This window comes from Nocardiopsis sp. NPDC101807 (assembly GCF_044766605.1).
In the GTDB taxonomy this organism is placed as follows: Bacteria; Actinomycetota; Actinomycetes; order Streptosporangiales; family Streptosporangiaceae; genus Nocardiopsis; species Nocardiopsis tropica.
Genome location: NZ_JBIWMK010000002.1, coordinates 513,460 through 535,111 on the forward strand (window position 1 = coordinate 513,460; position 21,652 = coordinate 535,111).

Sequence of the window (21,652 nt, forward strand, 5' to 3'; positions counted from 1 at the left end):
CCTGTGATGTCCGTTACCAACCCGGACGTCACCGCACCAGACGATCCACCAACCTCTCCAACTCCGCCTCCGGATCCTCCGCCAACCCCCCGTGGATCGGCCCCGGCTGCACCACCGTGCTCCGCGGAGCCGTCAACCACCGGAACCTCTGCCCCGGCCGCTCACGCCCCGCAGCACCCGCCCCGGCACCACCCCGGCACATCGCCTCGACCGCCTCCAGCGCACGCCGCACACCGGCCACGTCCACCCCCGGCGACACCGCACGCAGACGCCCCTCGTCCAGCGACCACCGGGCCGCCAGGAACCCCCGCTCCTGGCTGTACACGATCACACCGGCGTTCACGCACTCACCGCGCTCCAGACAGGGAACCACCCGCAACAACGCGTACTCGAACACCACCCGGTCACGCTCCACGCCCACACGCCCCGTCGTCACCGCGTCGCTGTAACGCCTCACGTCGCTCACCCCGCCACCCCCGGAAGCCACGAACGGTCGGCCACACGCGCCGACAGGTGCTTCACGTACGCCTCACGCACGTCCCCCGGGGCACCGAACCCCGGCTCGTCCACCAGCCACTCGTCGGGCACCATCCCCACCACTCCCCGCAGCAGATCCTCGTCCACCAGGGGGGCGAACACCTCGTCCGCTGCGGCCACGTCGGGCGAGAACCCCGACAGAACGTGGTCGGCGGCATCGTAGGCACGGCCCACGAAGCGGTCGGCGCCCGACCAGTTGTGGTGGAAGATCAGCGTCGCGCCGTGGTCGATCAGATAGGGGCTCCCGTGCCACAGCAGCATGTTCGGGTTGCGCCACGAGCGGTCCACGTTGCCCGTGAACGCGTCGAACCACAGGACCCGCCCGGCGAACCCCGGGTCCACCTCGAACGTCAGAGGGTCGAACCCGAGCGACCCGGGCAGGAAGTCCATCCCCAGGTTGAGCCCGCCGCTGGCCTTGAGCAGCTCCTGCACCTCCTGGTCGGGCTCACCGCGGGCGATCACCGCGTCGAACTCCACCAGGGCCAGCTCCGGGACCGGAAGCCCCAGGGCCCGGCCGAGCTCCCCGGCGACGACCTCCGCGACCAGGGTCTTGCGCCCCTGGCCGGCGCCGATGAACTTGACCACGTACATCCCCAGGTCGTCGGCCTCGACCAACCCCGGGAGCGAACCGCCTTCACGCAACGCGAGCACGTATCGCGTCGCTATCACCTTTTTCAGCACGCGGACCAGCATAGGCACCGGCCCGGCGGGCGGCGCCCGGCCGCCGAGGCGCTCAGACCCCCGGAGGGCGGAGTGCGCCTCCACCCCTCCCCCGAGCCGGGACCCTCGTCGGCGGGCCCGCTAAACGACGCTGAACACGTTCCAGGCCGGTTCCCCCGAACCGCGACACGCCCGAGCCCCCTCGAGCGGAAAGTTTTGAGAGGGGGCGGCGTAGCCGCGCGAATCATGTTGTGATTCTTTGTTTTTATAGAAACGAACGCCCACCTTTACGACGTAGATTTTTATGGTGGGACACGGAGGGGCGCGGAGCGGTTTCCGCGCCCCCGGACCACGGTCAGAGGTTGTCCTCGGGCTGCTCGCCCCACTCCCCGTCGCCCTCCCCCGGCGTCGGCATCGGCTGGGCGGGACCGCTCCCCCCGTCCTCGCCGGGGGTCGGCTGGGCCTCCTCCCCCTCCGAGCCCTCACCGCCCTCCTCCTGCTCCGCCTCCGAGGGCTGCGCCGGCCCCGGCATCTCGGGCGGCGGGAACTGGAGCATCCACCAGTACAGGAGCGACACCAGCAGCAGGAGCAGCAGCAGGACCAGGCCCAGACCGCCGATCAGCCACCAGTTGCCCCTCCCCGACTCCACCGCGCTGCCCCCGCGTGAGGCCCACGGCGCCCACCGCACCGCGGTGCCTCCCCGCGAACCCGCCCAGTGCGGCATGACCACCGGCCCGTGCTCGGACACGCGCCCCGACCTGGCTGCCGACTCCAGGAAGTCCTCCGCTCCCCTGCCGGAGCCGTCGTAGGGCACCGCCACCCACAGGGGCGAGCGCCCGTGGGTGCGCGCCGCCACCACGTCCGGGCTCTCCTCGACCGCCTCCACGAACCGGGAGCGCGCCGGGCCGTCGCCGCCCGCGCCCGAGTCGAGCACGGCCACGCTGACCCGGTCCCCCGCGCCGTTCCGCCCCAGGTACACCACGCCCAGGGAGGAGTCGCGCAACCTTCCCAGGAGGCGGTAGCCGCCCAGCTGGCGCGGATCGCCCTCGTTCAGTCCCATCGTGGGAACCGCCATGTCACGCCCCCTTTCCCGTCCCCACCCGGTCCGCTCCGCCGCGTCGTGTACCGGACGGGTGGCCGCGAAGCAGGTAGTGTCGCCACAGGTGAGTGATCCACAACCTATCCGGTGCCCCTCCCGGGGGCTCCCAGCCAGGAAGGCGGGCCATGGCAGAAACCTCACCCGGAAACGGCTCAGCGCCCCAGTCGGGCTCAGAGAGCGCACCGGGCGAGCCGACCAGGCTGCTGCGCGCGGCGCTGCACGAGGTGTCCACGGTCATCGTCGGCCAGGAACGCATGGTGGAGCGCTCCCTCATCGCCCTGGTCGCCAAGGGCCACTGCCTGATCGAGGGTGTTCCCGGCATCGCCAAGACCCTGGCCGTGTCCACCCTGGCCAAGGTCACCGGCGGCTCGTTCACCAGGCTCCAGTTCACTCCGGACCTGGTGCCCTCCGACATCGTCGGAACGCGCATCTACCATCCCTCCACCGAGAAGTTCGACGTGGAGCTGGGGCCGGTGTTCGCCAACTTCGTGCTCGCCGACGAGATCAACCGCGCCCCCGCCAAGGTCCAGTCGGCCCTGCTGGAGGTCATGGCCGAGCGGCAGGTGTCCCTCGGGGGGACGACCTACCCACTCCCCTCCCCCTTCATCGTCATCGCCACACAGAACCCGGTCGAGTCCGAGGGCGTGTATCCGCTGCCCGAGGCCCAGCGCGACCGGTTCCTGATGAAGGTCGACGTCGGGCACCCCCGCGCGCACGAGGAGATGGAGATCCTGCGGCGCATGTCCAGCAGCCCTCCCACCGCGCACCAGGTCCTGGACCCGGTCACGCTGGGCGAGCTGCAGTCCGACGCCGAACGCGTGCACGTCCACCAGCTCATCGCCGACTACGTCGTGCGGCTGGTCATGGCCACCCGCGAGCCGGAGGCCTACCAGATGCCGGACCTGCGCCAGGTGCTGGAGGTGGGCGCCAGCCCGCGCGCCACCCTGGGCCTGGTGGCCTCGGCCCGGGCGCTGGCCCTGCTGCGCGGGCGCGACTACGTGCTCCCCGACGACGTGCGCGTGCTCGCCCACGACGTCATCGCGCACCGGTTGGTGCTCACCTTCGACGCCCTGGCCGACGGGATCACCCCGGCCCAGGTCGTCGACCGCATCCTGTCGACCGTCCTGGCGCCCCGCGTGATCTGGGACGAACCCCCCAGCGGAGAGACCGCTTCCTTCGCCTCCCCGAGGTGACCCCTTGACCACTCCGGCGATCGGCACCGATCCCCGCCTCCGCGCGGCCCTGCGCCGCCTCGACCTGAACATCGTCCACCGGCTGGAGGGGCTGCTGCACGGCGAGCACCTCGGCCTGCGGCTCGGCCCGGGGTCGGAGGCCGCCGAGGCGCGCCTCTACCAGCCGGGCGAGGACGACGTGCGGCGCATGGACTGGGCCGTCACCGCGCGCACCGACATCCCGCACGTCCGCGACCTGGTCGCGGACCGGGAGCTGGAGAGCTGGACCCTGCTGGACCTGTCGCCGAGCATGGACTTCGGCACCGGTCTGCGCTCCAAGCGCGACGTCGCGGTCGGCGCGATGGTGGCGGCGAACCTGCTGACCCAGAAGGTGGGCGACCGGTTCGGCGCCCACTTCCTGCACCACGGCAGGATCCGGCGCTGGCCGGCCCGCTCGGGCAAGGAGGCGCTGCTGGCCCTCCTGGCCACGGTGGCCGCGGCCCCGACGGGTGACGAGCGCTCCCCTTCCGCCGACCGGGCGACCCTGGCCGACGCGCTCACGGACCTGGTCCGCACCCGTCGGCGCCGGGGCCTGCGCGTGGTGGTCTCGGACTTCCTGGACACCCCCGCGTTCGGCGGTGGGATCGACTGGGAGCGGCCCCTGCGCCAGCTGGCCTCGCGGCACCAGGTGCTGGTGGTGGAGGTGGTCGACCCGCGCGAACTCGACCTCCCGGAGGTCGGGGACGTGACCATGCGCGACCCCCGGTCGGGCCGGGTGCGCGACGTGCGGCTGACGAAGGCGGTGCGCGAGCGCTACCGCCGGGCCGCGGCCGACCAGAGGACGGCGGTGCGCGACGCCCTGCGCCGGTGCGGGGTGCACCACCTCCTGCTACGAACCGACCGGGACTGGGTACTGGATACGGCACGGTTCGTCATCCACCAGCGGCGCACCGCGCACCACCTGGCCCGCCACACCCCGGGGTCTCCCCGGTGAGAGCGGAGCACGATGGAACCGAACGAGGGCGCGGGGCCGGACCCGCGGGACAGTGCCGACGCACGGGGGACTGAGCGATGACCTTCCTGGAGCCCCAGCGGCTGTGGTGGCTGCTCCTGATCGTCGTGGTGGTCGGGGCGTACGTGTTCGCGCAGAACCAGCGGCGCGAGTACACGCTGCGCTTCACGAACCTGGCACTGCTGGACCAGGTGGCGCCGCACCGCCCCGACATCCGCAGGCACGTCCCGGCTGTGCTGTTCGTGTCCTCCCTGGCGGTCCTGATCGCCTCGATGGCCCTGCCGGCGATGCCGGTGGAGCAGCCGCGCGAGCGGGCGACCATCATGGTGGCCGTGGACGTGTCGCTGTCGATGGCGGCCACCGACATCGAGCCCGACCGGTTGCAGGCGGCCAAGGAGTCGGCGCAGGGGTTCGTGGAGACGCTCCCGGACCGGTTCAACGTGGGGCTGGTGGCGTTCTCCTCGACCGCGACGGTGGTGTCCTCGCCCACGCAGGACCACCAGGCGGTGATCGGGTCCATCGAGAACCTGCAGTTGGGGCCGGGCACGGCCATCGGCGAGGGGGTGTTCGCCTCCCTGGAGGCGATCAGCGGCTTCGACGAGGACTCCGAGGAGGACCCGCCCCCGTCGGCGATCGTGCTGCTGTCGGACGGGGAGAACACCAGCGGGCGCGACATCGTGCAGGCCTCCGCGACGGCGGCCGAGCAGGAGGTGCCGGTCTCCACGATCGCGTTCGGCACGGGGGCGGCGATGATCGAGATCGACGGGTACCAGGTGCCGGCCGACATCGACAAGGACGCGCTGCGCGGGCTGGCGCAGGACACCGAGGGTCACTTCTACGAGGCGGAGAGCGAGACGGAGCTCGACGAGGTCTACGAGAACATCGGCTCGTCCCTGGGCACCGAGCTCGTCCACGAGGAGATCGTCACACGGTTCGTGCTGGTCGCGATCATCCTGGGGCTGGCCACGGCTCTCACGTCCCTGCTGTGGTTCCAGCGGCTTCCGTGATGCCTCCGGGGCTCGGAAACCGGCCGCAAACCAGAGTTTCGGTGATGTTGGTCACAACCCTTTAGGTGGGGTTTACACCATTTACGTTATGTCCAGGGGTTAGCGTTGGCATGTTTTGTCAGGCCACCCTGTTGAGGAACGATGCCGAACCTACCCGCACCGCCGACCGCCATCTGCTTCGATCTGGACGACACCCTCATCGACGACACCGGGGCCTCGTCGCAGGGACTGCGCGCGGTCATGGAGCGGCTCGGCCACCCCGACTTCGGCGCGGCCCGCGCCCTGTGGGACGTGCAGACCGAGATCTCCTTCGCCGCCTACCTGCGGGGAAACCTCAGCCTGGAGCAGCAGCGCCGCGAGCGCGTCCGCGCCCTGGCCGTCCAGGCCGGGCACACCGACATCGCCGACCAGCACTGCGACGACCTCTACCGGCTCTACCTGGAGGCGCACCGCTCCGCCTGGAGGGTCTTCCCCGACACCGTCGCCGCCCTCAACGCCCTGGGCTCGGCCGGCTACCGCCTCGCCGTGGTCACGAACGGGGCCGAGTCGCTCCAGCACGCCAAGCTGCAGGCCCTGGAACTGACCCCCTACTTCCACGCCGTCGTGTGCGCCGACACCGCGGGGGCGGGCAAGCCCGACCCGCGCATCTTCCACATGACCGCCCAGCGCCTGGGCGTGGACCCCTCGGCCTGCTGGCACGTGGGCGACCAGATCCAGTCCGACGGCGTCGGCGCGGTCGCCTCGCGGATGCGCCCGGTCCTGATCGACCGGCACGGCCGGCCGCGCGTCGAGGGCGTGACCACCATCGGCGGCCTCGACGAGCTGCTGCGCATGGTGGGCCTGGGCGTGCCCGGCCTGGCGCCGGCCGCGGGGTCCCTGTGACGGCAGTCCCCCCGGACGCGCCCGCCCGGCGCGTCACCGCGCACCTGCTCACCGGGGGCCCCTCCGTCCTCGGCGCGCGTGTGCTGTTCGGGCAGGACCCGGCCGACGTGGTGCGCGAGCTGGGCGGGCTCTCCCCCCACACGCCCCTGGTCGCGGTGGACGTGCTGACCGAGCTGGTGCGGGCCCCCGACGGCACCGCCCTGCACGTGGAACGGGTCCTCTTCGCCGAGGCCGGGGCGGCCCCGGCGGACGCCGCGCAGGGTCCGCTGGCGCCCTCGGCCGCCGAGCTGCTGCCCGAGGAGGAGCTCCCCGAGGACACCCGTCCCCGCCTGCGCCGGTTCGCCTCCTACGGGATCGTCACCGACCCCGCCGGGCGCATCCTGCTCAGCCGGATCGCCGAGGGGTTCCCCGGCGGCGGCACCTGGCACCTGCCGGGCGGGGGCGTGGACGCGGGCGAGGACGTGCGCACCGCGCTGCGGCGCGAGGTGGCCGAGGAGACCGGGCAGGACGGCGAGGTCGGGGAGCTGGTCACCGCCGCCAGCCACCACCGGGTCCCGCCGACCGGCTACGAGATCTACGCCGTGTGGGCCTTCTTCCGCGTGTACGTCGCGAACCCCGGGCCGGCCCTGGTGATGGAGGAGAACGGCTCCACCTCGGACTGCGGCTGGTTCGAGCCCGGGGAGGTGGCCGGGCTGCACCTGTCCACGACCGCCCGCAGGGGCCTGGCCCACGTGCTCGGGGGCGACAGCGGCGGGCGGGAGGCCCCGCCCCGCTGACGCGGCGCGTGCCGCCGGGGAGGCCCTACGGGACCGGCTAACGCGGTGCGAGCCGCTCGCGCAGCCACCACAGGACCGCTCCGGCGGCCAGGACCGCCATGCCGGTGATGACCGCCGGCAGCGGCAGGCTGCACGCCAGGACCACGCACCCCACCAGCCCGGTCAGGGGGACCAGCAGCGGCGGGCGGGTCTCGTCGGGCCCCAGCCTCAGCGCCGACGCGTTGGTGATGGCGTAGTACACCAGGACGCCGAACGCCGAGAAGGCGATCGCGCCGCTCAGGTCGGCCACCAGGACCAGGACGACGACCACGGCCGCGACGGCGACCTCCGCGCGGTGCGGCACCCCGTGGCGCTCGTGGACCGCGGCCAGGGCGCGGGGCAGGTGCCCGTCGGAGGCCATCGCGGCGGCCGTGCGCGAGACCCCCAGGACAAGGGTGAACAGCGCGCCCAGGCTGGCCACGGCGGCGCCCACGGCCACCACCGGGACCATCCACGGGAACCCGGCCACCTCGACGGCGTCGGCCATCGGCGCGGCGCTGGTCGTGAGGCGCTCGCGCCCCAGCACGATCAGCAGTCCGGTGCCCACGACCAGGTACAGCGCCAGCACGCCGCCCAGGGACAGGGTGATGGCGCGCGGGATGGTGGTCCCGGGGTCGCGGACCTCCCCGCCCAGCGTCGCCACCCTCGCGTACCCGGCGAACGCGAAGAAGATCATCCCGGCAGCGCCCAGCACGCCGAAGGAGCCGGGCCAGGGCCCCAGGCCGTCGACCTCGGCCACGGCCGCCAGCCGGCCGCTGAGCAGCATCGTGACGACGACGGCGGCCAGGACGGCCAGGACCGCGCCCAGCATGAGCTTGAGCACCGGGGTCGAACGTCTCAGGCCCCGGTAGTCGAGGGCGGTGACCGCGACCACCGCGGCCACCGCCAGGGGTTTCTCCCAGCCGGGCAGGGCGTAGGCGGCGAAGGTCAGCGCCATGGCGGCGCACGAGGCGACCTTGCCGACGACGAAGGACCAGCCGGCCAGGTAGCCCCACAGCTCCCCCAGGCGCTCGCGCCCGTAGACGTAGGCCCCGCCCGACTCGGGGTGGCGGGCGGCGAGCCTGGCCGAGGAGACGGCGTTGCAGTAGGCGACGGCGCCCGCGATCAGGATGGCCACGGGCAGCCACGCGCCCGCGCCCAGGGCCGCGGGCGCGAAGACGGAGAAGACGCCCGCGCCGAGCATCGATGCCGCACCGATGGCGACGGCGTCGACGGTACCGAGGACCCTGGCGGGTCTGGCCTGGGGCCCGGAAGGGGTGGTCAACGGGGTCTCCTTGCGTGAGTACTCCCGGCTCGCGCCGGGCGGCAACGCGCTTCTCCCCGGAGTTCCTCCGGCAAAAGCACAGCGGTACCTCGGAACGTGACGTCGGGCCTCGTGCTGCTCGGGTGATCCCGCCCCTCGTCGTCCGTTCCCTGGCGGACACGACGAAGTCCCAGCCCGTCCGGGGCTGGGACGTCCCCCCGCCGAGGGGGCGGGAGTCGTGCCCGACTTCCGAGTGTGCCCGATGCCGGTGACCACCGGGTGCAAACCGCCCGTGGCGGAGGTGGCCGGTTCCGGACCTCCGGGCGACCCGGGCGGGCGAGCGGCGGTCGCGCCCCGGGCGTCAGGTGGGACGCCAGGGGGTCCCGGTGTTGTCGTTGATGTCCTCGGCGGCGACCTGGCGGAGCTGGCGTGAGAGGTCGGAGAGCGCACGCGAGACCGCGAGTTCCTCGCCGATCTCCGGGACGTCGAGGTCGGTGGGGTGCTTGCGCGACATGCCGTGTCCGCGCAGGGCCGTGCCGTCGTCGGCCACCAGCCCGACCTCCGCCCAGGTGCGCGCGCTCTCGCCCTCGCTCTCCTCCTCGACGACGACGTCGACGTTCCAGCGCTTGGTCGTGTGCATGGCATCCGTCCCCTCTGCCTCCGCGCCCGTGCCGCCGGGCGGGTGTTCGATGTGGGCGTCCGGTCCCGGGTAGACCAGGGCGTCGTGCCCGCCTTCGGCGCCGGACCAGTGCACCTGGTACGGGGGCGACCCGCCCGCCCCCCGGATCCCGGTGACGACGCCGGTCCTGCGGTGGGCGTCGTCACGCGGGCTCTCCACCACCAGTCGGTCCCCTACCTCTGCTCGCATGGGATACCCCACAAACCTCGGATACCTCCATCTTCCGCACTGTCCCGGGCGCGGTCTCCGGGGTTGGGGATTTCGTTCCCGTGGGGAGGCGAGGTTTTTGCCGGTACGCGGCGCGCCACGGCCCCTGGTAGCGTCACGGCGTGGCCCAGCACTACTTCGACTCCGACCCCGACGCCGCCAGCCGGCCCTCCACCGCGGACCTGGTCCTGCCGGACCTGCACCTGCGCCTGAACACCGACCGGGGCGTCTTCTCCCCCGACAGGGTCGACCTCGGCACGCGCGTGCTCCTGGAGACGGTCCCGGCCCCACCGGCGGGCGGGCGCCTGCTCGACCTGGGGTGCGGTTACGGCCCCGTCGCCCTGACCATGGCCTCACGCGCCCCGGGCGCGACCGTGCTGGGCGTGGACGTCAACTCCCGCGCCGTGGGCCTGGCCCGGCGCAACGCCTCCGAGCACGGGCTGGACAACGCCCGGTTCGCGGTCGTCTCCCCCGAGGGGGAGCCGGCGCCGGAGCAGGAGGGGGGAGGGGCCCACGCGCCCCTGGCCGAGGAGCTGCTCGGCCCCTTCGACGCGCTCTGGTCCAACCCGCCGATCCGGGTGGGCAAGGGCGTGCTGCACGCGATGCTGCGCACCTGGCTCGGCCGGCTCTCCCCCGGGGGCGTGGCCCACCTCGTGGTCCAGCGCCACCTGGGGTCCGACTCGCTCCAGAAGTGGCTGGACGCCGAGGGCCTGCCCGCCGAACGGGTGGCCTCCCGGGCCGGCTTCCGGGTCCTGGCCGTGCGGCGTTCGGGCGACTGAGAGACGTTTTGCCTGGATGTGTCAGGGGTCATGCGTGCACACGGGCCCGCTGACCGGTAGCCTGTTGCGAACATCCGCACACCGGGACCGCCCGGGTACACCCGCTGAGGAACACACCGCAGTTGAGCACGCAGTTGCGCCCCACCGACGTCAAACGCCTCAACCGTGAATGGCGCCGGCGCACCGAGGGGCGACTCGCCCTCATCGTCGAATCCGTCACCCAGCCCTTCAACCTGGGATCGATCCTGCGCACCTGCGCGACCTTCGGGGTGGACCAGGTCTGGCTCACGGGCAACAGCGCGGACCCCGACGACCCCAAGGTGGGCAAGACCGCCCTGGGCACCGCGGCCAAGGTGAGCCACACGCGGCTCTCCTCGACCGCCGAGGCCCTGTCCGCGGCGCGGGCCGACGGCTACAAGGTCGTGGCCGTCGAGCTGGCCCGGGGCGCGGTGCCGCTGCACGCCGCCCCGCTGGAGCCGGACGTGTGCCTGGCCGTCGGCGCCGAGGACCACGGCTGCTCCCCCGCCCTCCTGGCGGGCGCGGACGCCGTCACCTACATCCCCCAGATCGGGCGGGTGGGATCGCTGAACGTGGCCGTCGCCACCTCGATCGCCCTCGCCGAGGCCCGCCGTCGCGAGTGGGTCTCCTTCGGCGAAGAGGCCGACGCTCCCGTCGGGAGCTGAGAGTCCGGGAACTTTCCCGGCGGTTTTTTCGTCATTCCATCGCAGTAACAACACCAATCACACACTCCACGCGTGTCAACGCAGAGAGAGGAACAGTGGACCCGTCCCGAAGTACCGGCAGCATCCCTCACGGATGCTGTGACCCAGACCTCGACGAGCCCCCTTCTCCGAAGGGTGCGCACCCTCGTAGCAACCAGGCTCCGACCACGAGCCGGAACCAGGCGGTGCGTGCCCGATGATGAGCACCGTACTCAGTATCGCCTTCGGATTCCTGGTGGTCTTCCTGATCACCGTGGCGACGGGCTACTTCGTCGCCCAGGAGTTCGGCTACATGGCCGTGGACCGCTCGCGCCTGCGGGCGAGGGCCGCGGCCGGTGACGCGGGGGCCAAACGGGCCCTGGCCATCACCAACCGCACGTCGTTCATGCTCTCCGGCGCCCAGCTGGGCATCACCGTGACCGCCCTTCTGGTGGGTTACGTGGCCGAGCCCATGATCGGCCAGGGCATCGGTGAACTCCTCGGCGGCGTCGGGGTGCCCACGGGCGCCGGCGTCGCGATCGGCACCGTTCTCGCCCTCGTCTTCTCCACCGTCATCCAGATGGTCTTCGGCGAGCTCTTCCCCAAGAACCTGGCCATCGCCCGACCCGAGCCCGTGGCGCGCTGGCTGGCGCTGTCCACGGGGATCTACCTGAAGATCTTCGGGCCGGTCATCTGGCTCTTCGACCAGGCCGCGATCCTGCTGCTGAAGGCGGTGCGGATCGATCCGGTGGAGGACGTCCAGCACGCGGCGACCGCCCGCGACCTGGAGAGCATCATCGCCGAGTCCCGCGAGAGCGGGGACCTGCCCGCCGAGCTGTCCACCCTGTTGGACCGGACCCTGGACTTCCACGACCGCACCGCCGGGCACGCGATGATCCCGCGCCCGGAGGTCACGACCGTCGAGGAGGGCGACCCGGTCAGCCGGGTCGTCGAGCTGATGGCCTCCGACCACTCCCGCTTCCCGGTCCTGGGCGACGGGGTGGACGACATCGTGGGCGTCATCTGCCTGCGGGACGTGCTCGCCCAGGGCGACCGCGACCTGTCCGACGTCAAGGTCAGCGAGGTGGCCCGGGAGACCGTCATGGTCCCCGCGTCCCTGCCGCTGCCCGTGCTGCTGGACCAGCTGCGCGAGGCGGGCGAGGAGTTCGCCTGCGTCGTGGACGAGTACGGCGGCCTGGCCGGCGTCATCACGACCGAGGACCTGGCCGAGGAGCTGGTCGGCGAGATCGCCGACGAGCACACCCCGGAGGAGGAGGCCCCGTCCTACCTGGACAACGAGGGCTCCTACCTGGTCCCCGGCGCGCTGCACATCGACGAGGTCGAGCGGCTGATCGGGCACGACCTGCCCGAGGGCGACTACGAGACCGTCGGCGGCCTGGTCATCCACGAGCTGCACCGGCTGCCCGGGACGGGTGACCGTGTGGACATCGACCTGCCCCGGCCGCCCAGCGCCCATGAAGGCGACCCCGACATGGCGCTGACCCTGATCGTCAACACCGTGCAGAGGCACGTTCCGCACACCGTGGAGCTGCGCCTGCGCGAAGCGGCCGGGAACGGCGCCGAGGAGGTGCGTGCATGAGTGACATGAACGTGTGGGTGGCCCTGGCACTGACCGCGGTCATCATCGCGCTGAGCGCGTTCTTCGTGGCGATCGAGTTCGCCCTGGTGGCGGCCCGCCGCTACCGGCTGGAGGAGGCCGCGGAGACCAGCGCCTCGGCGCGGGCCGCGGTCAAGAGCGCCCGCGACCTGTCGCTGCTGCTGGCCGGATCGCAGCTGGGCATCACGCTGTGCGCCCTGGCGCTGGGCGCGATCTCCAAGCCCGCGGTCCACCACCTGCTGGAGCCGCTGTTCGGCGGTCTGCCGAGCACGGTGGCGTACGTGGTCTCGTTCGTGGTGTCGCTGATCATCGTGACCTTCCTGCACCTGGTCGTGGGCGAGATGGCGCCCAAGTCCTGGGCGATCTCCCACCCGGAGAAGTCGGCCGTCATGCTCGCCCTGCCGATGCGGGCGTTCATGTGGTTCACCCGGCCGGCCCTGCTGATGCTGAACGGCATGGCCAACTGGTGCCTGCACCGGCTGGGCGTGGAGGCCGTGGACGAGATGTCCTCGGGCCACGACCCGGACGACGTGCGGGAGCTGGTGGAGCACTCCGCCAAGGCGGGGGCCCTGGACGCCGAGAGGCGCGACCAGCTGGCCACCGCCCTGGAGGTGAACTCCCGCCCGCTGAGCGAGATCGTCACCCGGCGCGAGGAGATCGCCTCGGTCGCCCCCGAGGACGGGGTCGAGGTGATCAAGCAGGTGTCGCGCCAGTCCACGCACCTGAGGCTGGTGGTCATGGACCGCGAGGAGCCCGTGGGCGTCCTGCACGTGCGCGAGGCCCTGACGAGCCCCGTCGGGACGACCGCGGCGGACCTGATGCGCCCCGTGCTCACCCTGCCCTCGGGCACGCCGATGTACGCGGCGATGAGCATCATGCGGGAGAGCCGCAGCCACCTGTCGCTGGTGGAGGAGGACGGTGAGGTGATCGGCCTGGTCACCCTCCAGGACATCCTGGACCGCCTGCTGCTGCTGGAGACGGCCGCCTGACGAAGGCGGGGCCGGTACCCGACGGGGGCCGGGAGGGGCCGGAAGGCCCCTCCCGGCCCCTTCTCGCGGACGGGCCGCTGCGGGGGGCCGTGCGTCCGGCCGGTCGCCGGGCGCACGCGTGAGGGGGAGGGCGCGAACGCCCTCCCCCTCTTCGCGGACCGTGCCGGGCGCGGGTACGGGGACCGCCCCGCCCCGCGCCGTCCGGCCGGCGCGCTAGGCGGTCTTGACCGACAGGTCGACCTCGATGTTGCCGCGCGTGGCGCGGGAGTAGGGGCACATCTGGTGGGCCGCCGCGACGAGCTCCTCGGCCTCGGCCTGCTCCACGCCGGGGATGGTGACGGTGAGCTCCACGGCGATGTCCAGGCCCTCGTCGGACTTGCCGAGCGTCACCCGGGCCTCGACGGACGAGCCCTCGACGTCGGTCTTGGCCTGGCGGGCCACGTTCTTGAGGGCGCCGTGGAAGCAGGCGCCGTAGCCGACGGCGAAGAGCTGCTCGGGGTTGGTGCCGGGACCGTCGTCGCCGCCCACGCCCTTGGGCACGGACAGGTCGACCGCGAGGCGGCCGTCGTCGGTCTTCCCGCTGCCCTTGCGGCCCTCGCCGGTGACGGTGGCGTTGGCGGTGTACATGGCCTTGTATGCCATTTCTTGCCTCTCTCCCGGCTCCGCACGCGCGGAGCCAACAGTGGTGGGGTTTCTTACGGTGCGTGGTCAGGTTCCGGGCGCGCCGGCGTCGTCGCACGGGGCGCGCCTGCTCGCGGCCGTCTCCACGGAGAACGTGAGGCGGCCGAGCGCGTCCCGCAGGTCGCGGGCCTGGTCGGCCGTCAGGTCCGTGGCGCAGATCAGCCGGCCCGGGATGTCCGTCGCCCGCTCCTTCAGGGCCAGGCCCCGCGAGGTGGCGGTGACGCGGACGACGCGCTCGTCGGTGGTGCTGCGCTCCCGGGTCAGGAGCCCCGAGGCCTCCAGCCTGCGCAGCAGGGGGGAGAGCGTGCCCGAGTCCAGGTGCAGGGCGCGGCTGAGCTCCTTGACCGTGAGCGTTCCGCGTTCCCACAGGACGATCATCACCAGGTACTGGGGGTAGGTGAGTCCCAGGTCCCCCAGCAGCTCCCGGTACAGCCCGGTCAGGGCCCGGGAGGCGGTGTAGAGGGAGAAGCACAGCTGGTTGTCCAGCGCGAGGGGGTCGCCCTCGTCGGGATGCGCCACGGTGTTCCCCCTGCCTCGCGGGCGGCCCCGTCCGCGGGACCGCCGGTGGCATCACCGTAGCAGAATTAAGTTGCACGCAACATGGTTGGCCACAACTTTTTGTGCGGCGCCCGCGCCCCATGGCGGGGCGCGGGCGCCGGCGTGTCACAGGAAGCGGACCCCCTGGGCCAGGGGCAGCTCACCCCCGTAGTTCACCGTGTTCGTCGCCCGGCGCATGTACGCCTTCCAGGAGTCCGAGCCCGACTCGCGACCGCCGCCGGTGTCCTTCTCACCGCCGAAGGCCCCGCCGATCTCCGCACCGGAGGTGCCGATGTTGACGTTGACGATCCCGCAGTCGGAGCCCGCCGCCGACAGGAACCGCTCGGCCTCGGCCTGGTCCTGGGTGAAGATCGCCGACGACAGCCCCTGGGGCACGCCGTTGTGCAGCTCGACCGCCTCCTCCAGCGTGCTGTAGGTCAGCACGTACAGGACGGGCGCGAAGGTCTCCTCCCGCACCACCTCGGTCTGTCCCGGCATGCGCACCACCGCGGGCTCCACGTAGTAGGCGTCCGCGGCGGCCTCCTCCCACCTGCGGGCGCCGCCCACCAGCACCTCTCCGCCGTCGGCCCGCGCGCGCTCCAGCGCGGCCAGCATCGCGGTGTGGGAGCGCTCGCCGATGAGGGGACCCACCAGGGTCGACCCCTCGAAGGGGTCCCCGACGCGGTCGCGCAGCTGCTTGTAGGCGTCCACGACCCGCCGGGCGACCTCGTCGGCCACGTCCTCGTGCACGATGAGCCGCCGCAGGCTCGTGCACCGCTGCCCCGCCGTCCCCGCCGCGGCGAACACGCTCCCGCGCACCACCAGGTCCAGGTCGGCGGACGGGGCGACCACGGCCGCGTTGTTGCCGCCCAGCTCCAGCAGGTAGCGCCCCATCCGCGCGGCCACACGCGGGGCGACGGCGCGGCCCATCGCCGTCGACCCGGTCGCCGACAGCAGCGCCACCCGCACGTCCTCCACCAGGGCCTCACCGACCTCGCGGTCCCCCAGCACCAGCCGGTGGACGTCGGCGGGCGCGCCCACGTCCCGCGCCGCCCTCATGAGGAGCCCGTGGCAGGCGAGCGCGGTGAGCGGGGTCAGCTCCGAGGGCTTCCACACCACCGTGTCGCCGCACACCAGCGCCACACAGGTGTTCCAGGACCACACGGCCACCGGGAAGTTGAACGCCGTGATCACACCGACCACCCCCAGGGGGTGCCAGGTCTCCATCAGGCGGTGGCCGGGCCGCTCGGAGGGCATGGTGCGCCCGTACAGCTGCCGGGACAGGCCCACCGCGAGGTCGCAGATGTCGATCATCTCCTGGACCTCGCCCAGGGCCTCGGAGTGGATCTTGCCCGCCTCCACGGTCACCAGCGCGGCCAGGTCGGCCTTGTGCTCGCGCAGGAGCTCGCCCAGCCGGTGCACGAGCCGGCCCCGCACGGGCGCCGGGGTGTCCCGCCACTGCGACGTGAAGGCCTCGTGGGCGGCGGTGACGGCCCGCTCGGCGGAGGCGGCGGTGTCGAACTCGACGGGGAAGAGGATCTGGCCGGTGATCGGCGTCCTCGCCACCCCGGCGGCCCCGACCGGCTCGCGCAGCCGCTCGACGCCGCACCGTGCCAGGGCCTCCCTCGCACGCTCGGCGAGTCGCTCGGTGTCGGGGAGGGCGGAAGTGTCCATGTGTTTCTCTCTCCGTTGAGAGGGCCTGCGGTCACCACACACCCTGCCAAGTCCGCGCCGCCCGGTCCAGCCCCCCGTGTCCCGTTCCGGGACGCGCCGCGCACCCCTGCCACAGCGGGGTTCGGGCGGCGTTAGACTCGGCTGGCTCCACCCCCCCGGATCCCCGCACACGCCAGCCCCGCCTTCCGACAGACAGCGACCCCGTGCACCACGACACCACGCCCGAAGAGGACCGCGCCGGCCTCCCCGAGCCCCGCCGCATCCTGGCCCGTTCCGGTTTCGGCGCAGCCGAACCACTGTTCAGCGCCGACCTGCGCGCCGCCACCGACCTCGCCCAGGCCCGCGAGGCGGTCTCCGCACACGCCTCCCGCCTGTGGACCGAGGCCACACGCACCGACGTCGACGGCCCCGACGACCGTCCCCCGTACTGGGCACGGCTGGTGCTCGCCGCCCGCCTGCGCACCTGGAGACCGGGGTTCGCGCTCTCGGGGGCCGAGCGCGCGGAACTGCTGCACCTGCTGGAGACCGGCTCGCGCGGGATCACCGACCTCGACTTCCCTCCGGGCGAACGGTGGATCCGGATCGTCGTGACCGGTTTCGACCCCTTCCGCCTGGACGAGGACCCGGGGTGCTCCAACCCGTCGGGGGCCGCGGCCCTGGACCTCAACGGATGGACCTTCCCCGTGGGCGGGCGCACCGCCGTGGTGCGCACCGCCGTGTTCCCCGTGCGGTGGGCGGACTTCGACGCCGGCCTGGTGGAGGAGGCCCTGGCCGACCAGCACGGGCGCGCCGACGCCGTGGTCACCCTCAGCCGGGGGCGCCCCGGGCGGTTCGACATCGAGGAGTGGAACGGGATCTGGCGCGGAGGAGGGCCGGACAACGTCCGCGAGGTCCGCACCGGCCGGGCCCCGGTGCCCGGCCCCGACGCACCGGAGTGGACGCGCTCGTCGCTCCCCGGCGCCAGGATCGCGGAGGCCACCGCGGGGCGCCCCTACCCGGTGGTGGTCAACACCGCGGTCACCGAGGTCCCCGCCGGGGCCGACGAGCAGAGGGAGCGGCCCGACGGGCCCAGCGGGGGCTCCGCCGCGCGCCGCGGGGGCGGCGGGAACTACCTCTCCAACGAGATCGCCTACCGCAACACCCTGCTCCGGGACCGCTCCGGGTGGGAGGTCCCGGCCGGACACGTCCACCTGCCCGGGGTCGCGGACCCGGGCGAGAACGCCGCCGTCCTGGCCCAGGTGCGCGAGATCGTGCGGACCGTGGCCGAGGAGGCCGCGGGGTCCGCTCCCCCGCCTGCCTGAGGGGCCGATCGGCGGGGCCGCGGAGGCGTTCGCGGCCCCGCCCGGCCGGGCGAGTGCATCGAATTGGCCAATTCGGTACCCAGAGTGCCCCAGGGGACGCGCGGCGCCCCTGCCCCGGCCGGGCACTTCGGTATGGTCCCCACGTGGCTGTCACCTCACTGCGACGAAATCTCTCTGTCAGCGCTGCCCTGGGCCTGCTCCTGGTACCGGGCTGCCATGCCGCGGACCAGGCGCTCCCGTACGCCGAAGCGGTCCGCACACCGGTCGACGAGATGCCCGGCCTGGAGTCGGAGACCCTGTCGGTGACCACCGACCACAGTGTGGTGAGTTACCGGTATCCGCTGCTGGGCGGGGCGCCCGCGCTCATGACCGAGCTCCGCACCTCCATGGCCGAGCGGCAGACGGCCTTCCTGGAGGAGCTCCCCGGGGGCGGCACCCCGGAACTGCACCAGGACGTGGCCCTGCTGGCCGCCTCCTCCGAGATCGTCGGGGTGCGGCTCACCGCGACCGCCTCCGCGGGGACCAACGACACCTTCGACGCGCGCAGCCTGTGGTACGACGTCGCCGGGGAGAGCGTCCTGCCCTGGACCTCGCTCTTTCGGGACGAGGCCGCCATCGAGCAGGCGCACCTGGAGGTCGCCGGGATCCTGGAGGACAGCTACCACCTCCCGGTCCAGGAGATGCCGGGCCTGGTCGGCGAGGTCGCCGCCCGGGCCGCGCAGAACGGGGAGGAGGGCGCCGACACCGCCGCCGCCGACGGCGCCCCGTCTCCCGGGGACGACCCGGCCGGGAGACCGGACGGGGACGGCGGGCCGCTGGACCTGACCGACCCGGAGCAGGCCGCGGAGGCCGCCGAGCGCTGGGCCGGCTCCCCTCTGGAGGACCTGGCGTTCAGCACCGCGGGCGGCCTGGCCGTCCGCATGGAGGCGGCGGACGTGCCGGGCGCGGGCAGCGTCGACGAGGTACTGCTGCCGGTGGAGCCCGGGGACGCCGAGGAGCTGCTGTCCGAGCTGGGCTACCACGCCCGCGAGGCCGCGCTGGGCCAGAACACCGCGGACGAGGACTTCCCCTTGGGCGGGGGGCTGAGCGCCACTGCCGGCGCCCTGGACTGCGAACGCCTCAAGTGCGTGGCCCTGACCTTCGACGACGGGCCCGGCGAGCACACCGACGAACTCCTGGACATCCTCGCCGAGTACGACGCCCGCGCCACCTTCTACGTGCTGGGGTCCTTGGTGGGCGAGTTCCCCGAGCCCCTGGAGCGCATGGCGGCGGAGGGGCACGAGCTCGGCAACCACACCTGGAAGCACGACGACCTCGCGGGGATGTCGGGCGAGGCGGTGCGGCGGGACATCGAGCGCACCAACCAGGCCGTGAAGGAGGTGACCGGCGTCGAGCCGCCGACCATCCGCCCGCCCTACGGGTCGCTCAACGGCACGGTGCGCGAGGCCGTCGACCAGCCGCTCATCCTGTGGGACGTGGACACCCTGGACTGGCAGAGCCGCGACACCGGCGCGATCAGCGAGCACGCGCTGGAGCACTCCGTGCCCGGCAGCGTCGTCCTCTTCCACGACATCCACGAAACGTCGGTGCGGGCCATCCCGGACGTGCTCTCGGGGCTGCACGAGGAGGGCTACCACTTCGTGACGGTCACCGACATCTTCGGCGCGGACGCGCTCACCGCGGGCAAGGTGTACACCGACGCCCAGCCCGCCGGAGAGGACGACGGGGACGAGGACGGGGAGGGCGGGGGCGGCGGGGACTGACGCCCCCGGTCCGCGGCCCGGACCGGGCTCCCACGGGGCCCCGGTCCGGGCCGCGGGCGCGTGGCCGGTCCTGGGGCCGGGACCCGGGCCGCGCACCCGCCGCCGTGGAGGGCCCGCGCCGCCCCGGCGCCTGTCACAGGAGCTTGCGGAGCAGCTTCTCCTTGACGCCCGTGATGGGCGCGTAGGCGACCTTCATCGTGTCCATGAAGAGCGACTTGTCGAGCACCGACTTGGTGTGCGAGAACGTGTCGATCGAGGCCGCCGAGTGGTAGGCCCCCATGCCGCTGTCCCCCACGCCTCCGAAGGGCAGGCCGGGGACGGCCAGGTGGGCGATGGGCAGGCCGAACGCCAGGCCGCCCGAGGAGGTCTCGGTCGTCAGGCGCCGCTTGGTCAGGTCCGAGGCCGTGAACCCGTACAGCGCCAGCGGCTTGTCCCGCTCGTTGACGAAGGCGATCGCGGCGTCCAGGTCCGCCACCCGGACGACGGGCAGGATCGGCCCGAAGATCTCCTCGCCCATCACGGGCGAGTCGGGGTCGACGTCGCCCAGCACCGTGGGGGCGATGTAGAGCCGCTCGCGGTCGCGCTCGCCCCCGGCCGTCACCGTCCCGCTCTCCATCAGGGCGGACAGCCGGTCGAAGTGGAGCTCGTTGACGATGCGCCCGTAGTCGGCGCTGCGGGAGGGGTCCTCGCCGAACATCTCCGTGATGGCGGCGGCCAGCTCCCGCTGGAGGGGCTCGGCGGTGTCCCCGATCGCGAGCACGTAGTCGGGGGCCACACAGGTCTGGCCGGCGTTGGTGAACTTGCCCCAGGCCAGGCGTCTGGCGGTGACCGCCAGGTCCGCGCCGGGCTCGACCACGGCCGGGCTCTTCCCGCCCAGTTCCAGGGTGACGGGGGTCAGGTGCTTGACGGCCGCGGCCAGGACGATGCGGGCCACCGCGCCGTTGCCCGTGTAGAAGATGTGCTCGAAGCGCTCCCCCAGCAGGGCGGTGCTCTCGGGGATGCCCCCCTCCACCACCGCGACCGCCTCGCGGTCCAGGTACCGGGGCAGCAGCTCCCCCAGGGCGGCCGAGGTGGCCGGGGCGAGCTCGCTGGGCTTGACCAGGGCCGCGTTACCCGCCGCGATCGCGCCCACCAGGGGCGCCAGCGACAGGTTGACCGGGTAGTTCCAGGGCGCGACGATCAGCACGGTGCCGAGCGGCTCGCGGACCTTGCGCGCCCTGGCCGGGGCCAGGGCCACCGGCACCGGCACCCGCTGCGGGCGCAGCCACGAGGCCAGGTGCTTGAGCGTGTGGTCGATCTCGTTGACCACGAAGCCGATCTCGGTGGTGTGGGCCTCCACCGGGCTCTTGCCCAGGTCGGTGTACAGCGCCTTCTCCAGGGTCGGCCGCTCCTCGGTGAGGAGGCGCCGCAGTGCGCGCAGCTGGGCGCGCCGCCACGCGATCGGCTTGGTGCGCCCCGACGCGAACGCCGAGCGCAGCCCTGCCACGATCGGCGGGATGTCGGTGGTCAGGGTCAGCGGTTCGGCGGGGGTGTCCGTTGTCGTCATGAACCGATAGTAAACGAAAGCGTTTCGTTTCCAACAGGGCGTTCGCATAGGATTCCGCCATGACCACCGACCATCTGCCCGACGTCTCCCGCTCCCCCCACCGGGGACGCCCGCGGGACGCCGCCCGGGACCGCGCGCTGATGGACGCCACCCTCGCCGAACTCCAGGCCAACGGCTACAGCGGGCTGACCACCGCGGCCGTCGCCAAACGGGCCGGGGTCTCCACCGCCACCCTCTACCGCCGCTGGCGCTCCAAGGAGGACCTCGTCGTCGGCGCCGCCCGCGCCTGGGCCGAGGACCTGGGCCCCGACCGCGACACCGGCGACCTGAGCTCGGACCTGAGCGCCCTCCTGCACGACAAGGCCGCCGCCCTGGACGGGCCCTCCGGCCGCCTCCTGCGCGCCGTCCTGGGCGAGGCCGCCCACAACCGGGCCCTGGCCGACGTGCTCGTGGACCAGTTCGTCATGCCCCTGCAGGAGCGGGTCGGCGCCGTCCTGGACCGGGCGACCAGACGCGGGGAGATCCCCCCGGTGGAGGACGCCCTCGTGGTGGGGGAGATGGTCATCGGGCCCATGGTGAGCCACACCTTCCTCATCCCCCACACCCCGGGGTCCCGACCGGGCGTGGACATGGCGGAGCGGCTGCTCCCCTACCTGCTGAGGGCGCTGGGAGCGGCCACCGCGCCCGTGCCGGAGGCCGCCGCCGGGCGGGGGTGAGGAGCGCGGGCCCCCGGAGGGCCCGCGGCGCCCG

At 73.2% G+C, this 21,652-nt stretch carries 21 protein-coding genes; 12 read left to right on the top strand and 9 right to left on the bottom strand.

The window, feature by feature from the left end:
• Positions 1–28: 28 nt before the first annotated feature.
• The 3 genes from ACIRPH_RS07515 to ACIRPH_RS07525 form a co-directional block, all read right to left on the bottom strand.
• Positions 29–466, bottom strand: a complete 438-nt coding sequence (locus tag ACIRPH_RS07515; RefSeq protein ID WP_402910597.1) for a DUF3037 domain-containing protein — start codon at positions 464–466, stop codon at positions 29–31.
• Positions 463–1,230, bottom strand: a complete 768-nt coding sequence (locus ACIRPH_RS07520; RefSeq protein WP_402910598.1) for a HipA family kinase — start codon at positions 1,228–1,230, stop codon at positions 463–465. The genes ACIRPH_RS07515 and ACIRPH_RS07520 overlap by 4 nt, the downstream gene beginning before the upstream one ends.
• A gap of 322 nt (positions 1,231–1,552) precedes the next feature.
• Entirely contained in the window at positions 1,553–2,272 is a 720-nt protein-coding gene (locus ACIRPH_RS07525; protein WP_402910601.1) for a hypothetical protein, read from the bottom strand.
• A gap of 149 nt (positions 2,273–2,421) precedes the next feature.
• Here ACIRPH_RS07525 and ACIRPH_RS07530 point away from each other — a divergent pair, with 149 nt between their 5' ends.
• From ACIRPH_RS07530 to ACIRPH_RS07550, 5 genes are all read left to right on the top strand, one after another.
• Positions 2,422–3,489, top strand: a complete 1,068-nt coding sequence (locus tag ACIRPH_RS07530; RefSeq protein ID WP_402910604.1) for an AAA family ATPase — start codon at positions 2,422–2,424, stop codon at positions 3,487–3,489.
• Positions 3,490–3,493: 4 nt separating this feature from the next.
• Positions 3,494–4,462, top strand: a complete 969-nt coding sequence (locus ACIRPH_RS07535; RefSeq protein WP_402910607.1) for a DUF58 domain-containing protein — start codon at positions 3,494–3,496, stop codon at positions 4,460–4,462.
• Between the two features lie 77 nt (positions 4,463–4,539).
• Positions 4,540–5,487 carry a VWA domain-containing protein gene (locus ACIRPH_RS07540; protein WP_402910610.1) on the top strand — a complete coding sequence of 316 codons (948 nt, stop codon included), beginning with the start codon at positions 4,540–4,542 and terminating at the stop codon, positions 5,485–5,487.
• 141 nt (positions 5,488–5,628) lie between these two features.
• Entirely contained in the window at positions 5,629–6,369 is a 741-nt protein-coding gene (locus ACIRPH_RS07545; RefSeq protein WP_402910613.1) for an HAD family hydrolase, read from the top strand.
• A complete protein-coding gene (locus ACIRPH_RS07550) occupies positions 6,366–7,145 on the top strand; it encodes an NUDIX hydrolase (protein ID WP_402910616.1) in 780 nt (259 codons plus the stop codon). The genes ACIRPH_RS07545 and ACIRPH_RS07550 overlap by 4 nt, the downstream gene beginning before the upstream one ends.
• A gap of 37 nt (positions 7,146–7,182) precedes the next feature.
• Here the strand turns inward: ACIRPH_RS07550 and ACIRPH_RS07555 are convergent, their stop codons facing one another.
• Positions 7,183–8,448: an APC family permease gene (locus tag ACIRPH_RS07555; protein ID WP_402910618.1), complete on the bottom strand. Its 1,266-nt coding sequence runs from the start codon at positions 8,446–8,448 to the stop codon at positions 7,183–7,185.
• Positions 8,449–8,788: 340 nt separating this feature from the next.
• Positions 8,789–9,295, bottom strand: coding sequence for a dsRBD fold-containing protein (locus tag ACIRPH_RS07560; protein WP_402910621.1), 507 nt, complete (start codon positions 9,293–9,295; stop codon positions 8,789–8,791).
• A gap of 140 nt (positions 9,296–9,435) precedes the next feature.
• Between ACIRPH_RS07560 and ACIRPH_RS07565 the strand changes: the two genes are divergently transcribed.
• The 4 genes from ACIRPH_RS07565 (at position 9,436) to ACIRPH_RS07580 (ending at position 13,400) form a co-directional block, all read left to right on the top strand.
• A complete protein-coding gene (locus tag ACIRPH_RS07565; protein WP_402910623.1) occupies positions 9,436–10,092 on the top strand; it encodes a class I SAM-dependent methyltransferase in 657 nt (218 codons plus the stop codon).
• Positions 10,093–10,214: 122 nt separating this feature from the next.
• Positions 10,215–10,775 carry a TrmH family RNA methyltransferase gene (locus tag ACIRPH_RS07570; protein WP_267944504.1) on the top strand — a complete coding sequence of 187 codons (561 nt, stop codon included), beginning with the start codon at positions 10,215–10,217 and terminating at the stop codon, positions 10,773–10,775.
• Between the two features lie 235 nt (positions 10,776–11,010).
• Positions 11,011–12,393, top strand: coding sequence for a hemolysin family protein (locus ACIRPH_RS07575; RefSeq protein WP_402910627.1), 1,383 nt, complete (start codon positions 11,011–11,013; stop codon positions 12,391–12,393).
• Entirely contained in the window at positions 12,390–13,400 is a 1,011-nt protein-coding gene (locus ACIRPH_RS07580; RefSeq protein ID WP_402910630.1) for a hemolysin family protein, read from the top strand. Before ACIRPH_RS07575 ends, ACIRPH_RS07580 begins: the two co-directional genes overlap by 4 nt.
• A 213-nt stretch (positions 13,401–13,613) precedes the next feature.
• Here the strand turns inward: ACIRPH_RS07580 and ACIRPH_RS07585 are convergent, their stop codons facing one another.
• From ACIRPH_RS07585 to ACIRPH_RS07595, 3 genes are all read right to left on the bottom strand, one after another.
• Positions 13,614–14,042, bottom strand: a complete 429-nt coding sequence (locus tag ACIRPH_RS07585; RefSeq protein ID WP_402910633.1) for an Ohr family peroxiredoxin — start codon at positions 14,040–14,042, stop codon at positions 13,614–13,616.
• A 66-nt stretch (positions 14,043–14,108) separates the two neighbouring features.
• The gene (locus tag ACIRPH_RS07590; protein ID WP_402910636.1) at positions 14,109–14,600 is read right to left on the bottom strand and encodes a MarR family winged helix-turn-helix transcriptional regulator; all 492 of its coding nucleotides are present in this window, start codon (positions 14,598–14,600) and stop codon (positions 14,109–14,111) included.
• 144 nt (positions 14,601–14,744) lie between these two features.
• The gene (locus tag ACIRPH_RS07595) at positions 14,745–16,292 is read right to left on the bottom strand and encodes an aldehyde dehydrogenase family protein (RefSeq protein ID WP_402910638.1); all 1,548 of its coding nucleotides are present in this window, start codon (positions 16,290–16,292) and stop codon (positions 14,745–14,747) included.
• Between the two features lie 203 nt (positions 16,293–16,495).
• Here ACIRPH_RS07595 and ACIRPH_RS07600 point away from each other — a divergent pair, with 203 nt between their 5' ends.
• A complete protein-coding gene (locus ACIRPH_RS07600) occupies positions 16,496–17,593 on the top strand; it encodes a pyroglutamyl peptidase (RefSeq protein WP_402910640.1) in 1,098 nt (365 codons plus the stop codon).
• A gap of 143 nt (positions 17,594–17,736) precedes the next feature.
• Positions 17,737–19,356, top strand: coding sequence for a polysaccharide deacetylase family protein (locus tag ACIRPH_RS07605; RefSeq protein WP_402910643.1), 1,620 nt, complete (start codon positions 17,737–17,739; stop codon positions 19,354–19,356).
• 133 nt (positions 19,357–19,489) lie between these two features.
• On the opposite strand, the gene ACIRPH_RS07610 is transcribed toward ACIRPH_RS07605, so the two are convergent.
• On the bottom strand, positions 19,490–20,902 hold the full coding sequence (locus ACIRPH_RS07610) for an aldehyde dehydrogenase family protein (RefSeq protein WP_402910646.1): 1,413 nt from the start codon (positions 20,900–20,902) through the stop codon (positions 19,490–19,492).
• 59 nt (positions 20,903–20,961) lie between these two features.
• Between ACIRPH_RS07610 and ACIRPH_RS07615 the strand changes: the two genes are divergently transcribed.
• The gene (locus ACIRPH_RS07615) at positions 20,962–21,618 is read left to right on the top strand and encodes a TetR/AcrR family transcriptional regulator (protein WP_402910648.1); all 657 of its coding nucleotides are present in this window, start codon (positions 20,962–20,964) and stop codon (positions 21,616–21,618) included.
• Positions 21,619–21,652 lie beyond the last annotated feature (34 nt).

Excerpts from the sequence above, each read along its gene's own strand:
- ACIRPH_RS07615 (WP_402910648.1), top strand. The coding sequence starts at position 20,962 with ATGACCACCGACCATCTGCCCGACGTCTCCCGCTCCCCCCACCGGGGA.
- ACIRPH_RS07575 (WP_402910627.1), top strand. The coding sequence starts at position 11,011 with ATGATGAGCACCGTACTCAGTATCGCCTTCGGATTCCTGGTGGTCTTC.
- ACIRPH_RS07545 (WP_402910613.1), top strand. The coding sequence starts at position 5,629 with ATGCCGAACCTACCCGCACCGCCGACCGCCATCTGCTTCGATCTGGAC.
- ACIRPH_RS07580 (WP_402910630.1), top strand. The coding sequence starts at position 12,390 with ATGAGTGACATGAACGTGTGGGTGGCCCTGGCACTGACCGCGGTCATC.
- ACIRPH_RS07525 (WP_402910601.1), bottom strand. The coding sequence starts at position 2,272 with ATGGCGGTTCCCACGATGGGACTGAACGAGGGCGATCCGCGCCAGCTG.
- ACIRPH_RS07595 (WP_402910638.1), bottom strand. The coding sequence starts at position 16,292 with ATGGACACTTCCGCCCTCCCCGACACCGAGCGACTCGCCGAGCGTGCG.
- ACIRPH_RS07585 (WP_402910633.1), bottom strand. The coding sequence starts at position 14,042 with ATGGCATACAAGGCCATGTACACCGCCAACGCCACCGTCACCGGCGAG.
- ACIRPH_RS07560 (WP_402910621.1), bottom strand. The coding sequence starts at position 9,295 with ATGCGAGCAGAGGTAGGGGACCGACTGGTGGTGGAGAGCCCGCGTGAC.
- ACIRPH_RS07530 (WP_402910604.1), top strand. The coding sequence starts at position 2,422 with ATGGCAGAAACCTCACCCGGAAACGGCTCAGCGCCCCAGTCGGGCTCA.
- ACIRPH_RS07540 (WP_402910610.1), top strand. The coding sequence starts at position 4,540 with ATGACCTTCCTGGAGCCCCAGCGGCTGTGGTGGCTGCTCCTGATCGTC.
- ACIRPH_RS07610 (WP_402910646.1), bottom strand. The coding sequence starts at position 20,902 with ATGACGACAACGGACACCCCCGCCGAACCGCTGACCCTGACCACCGAC.
- ACIRPH_RS07520 (WP_402910598.1), bottom strand. The coding sequence starts at position 1,230 with ATGCTGGTCCGCGTGCTGAAAAAGGTGATAGCGACGCGATACGTGCTC.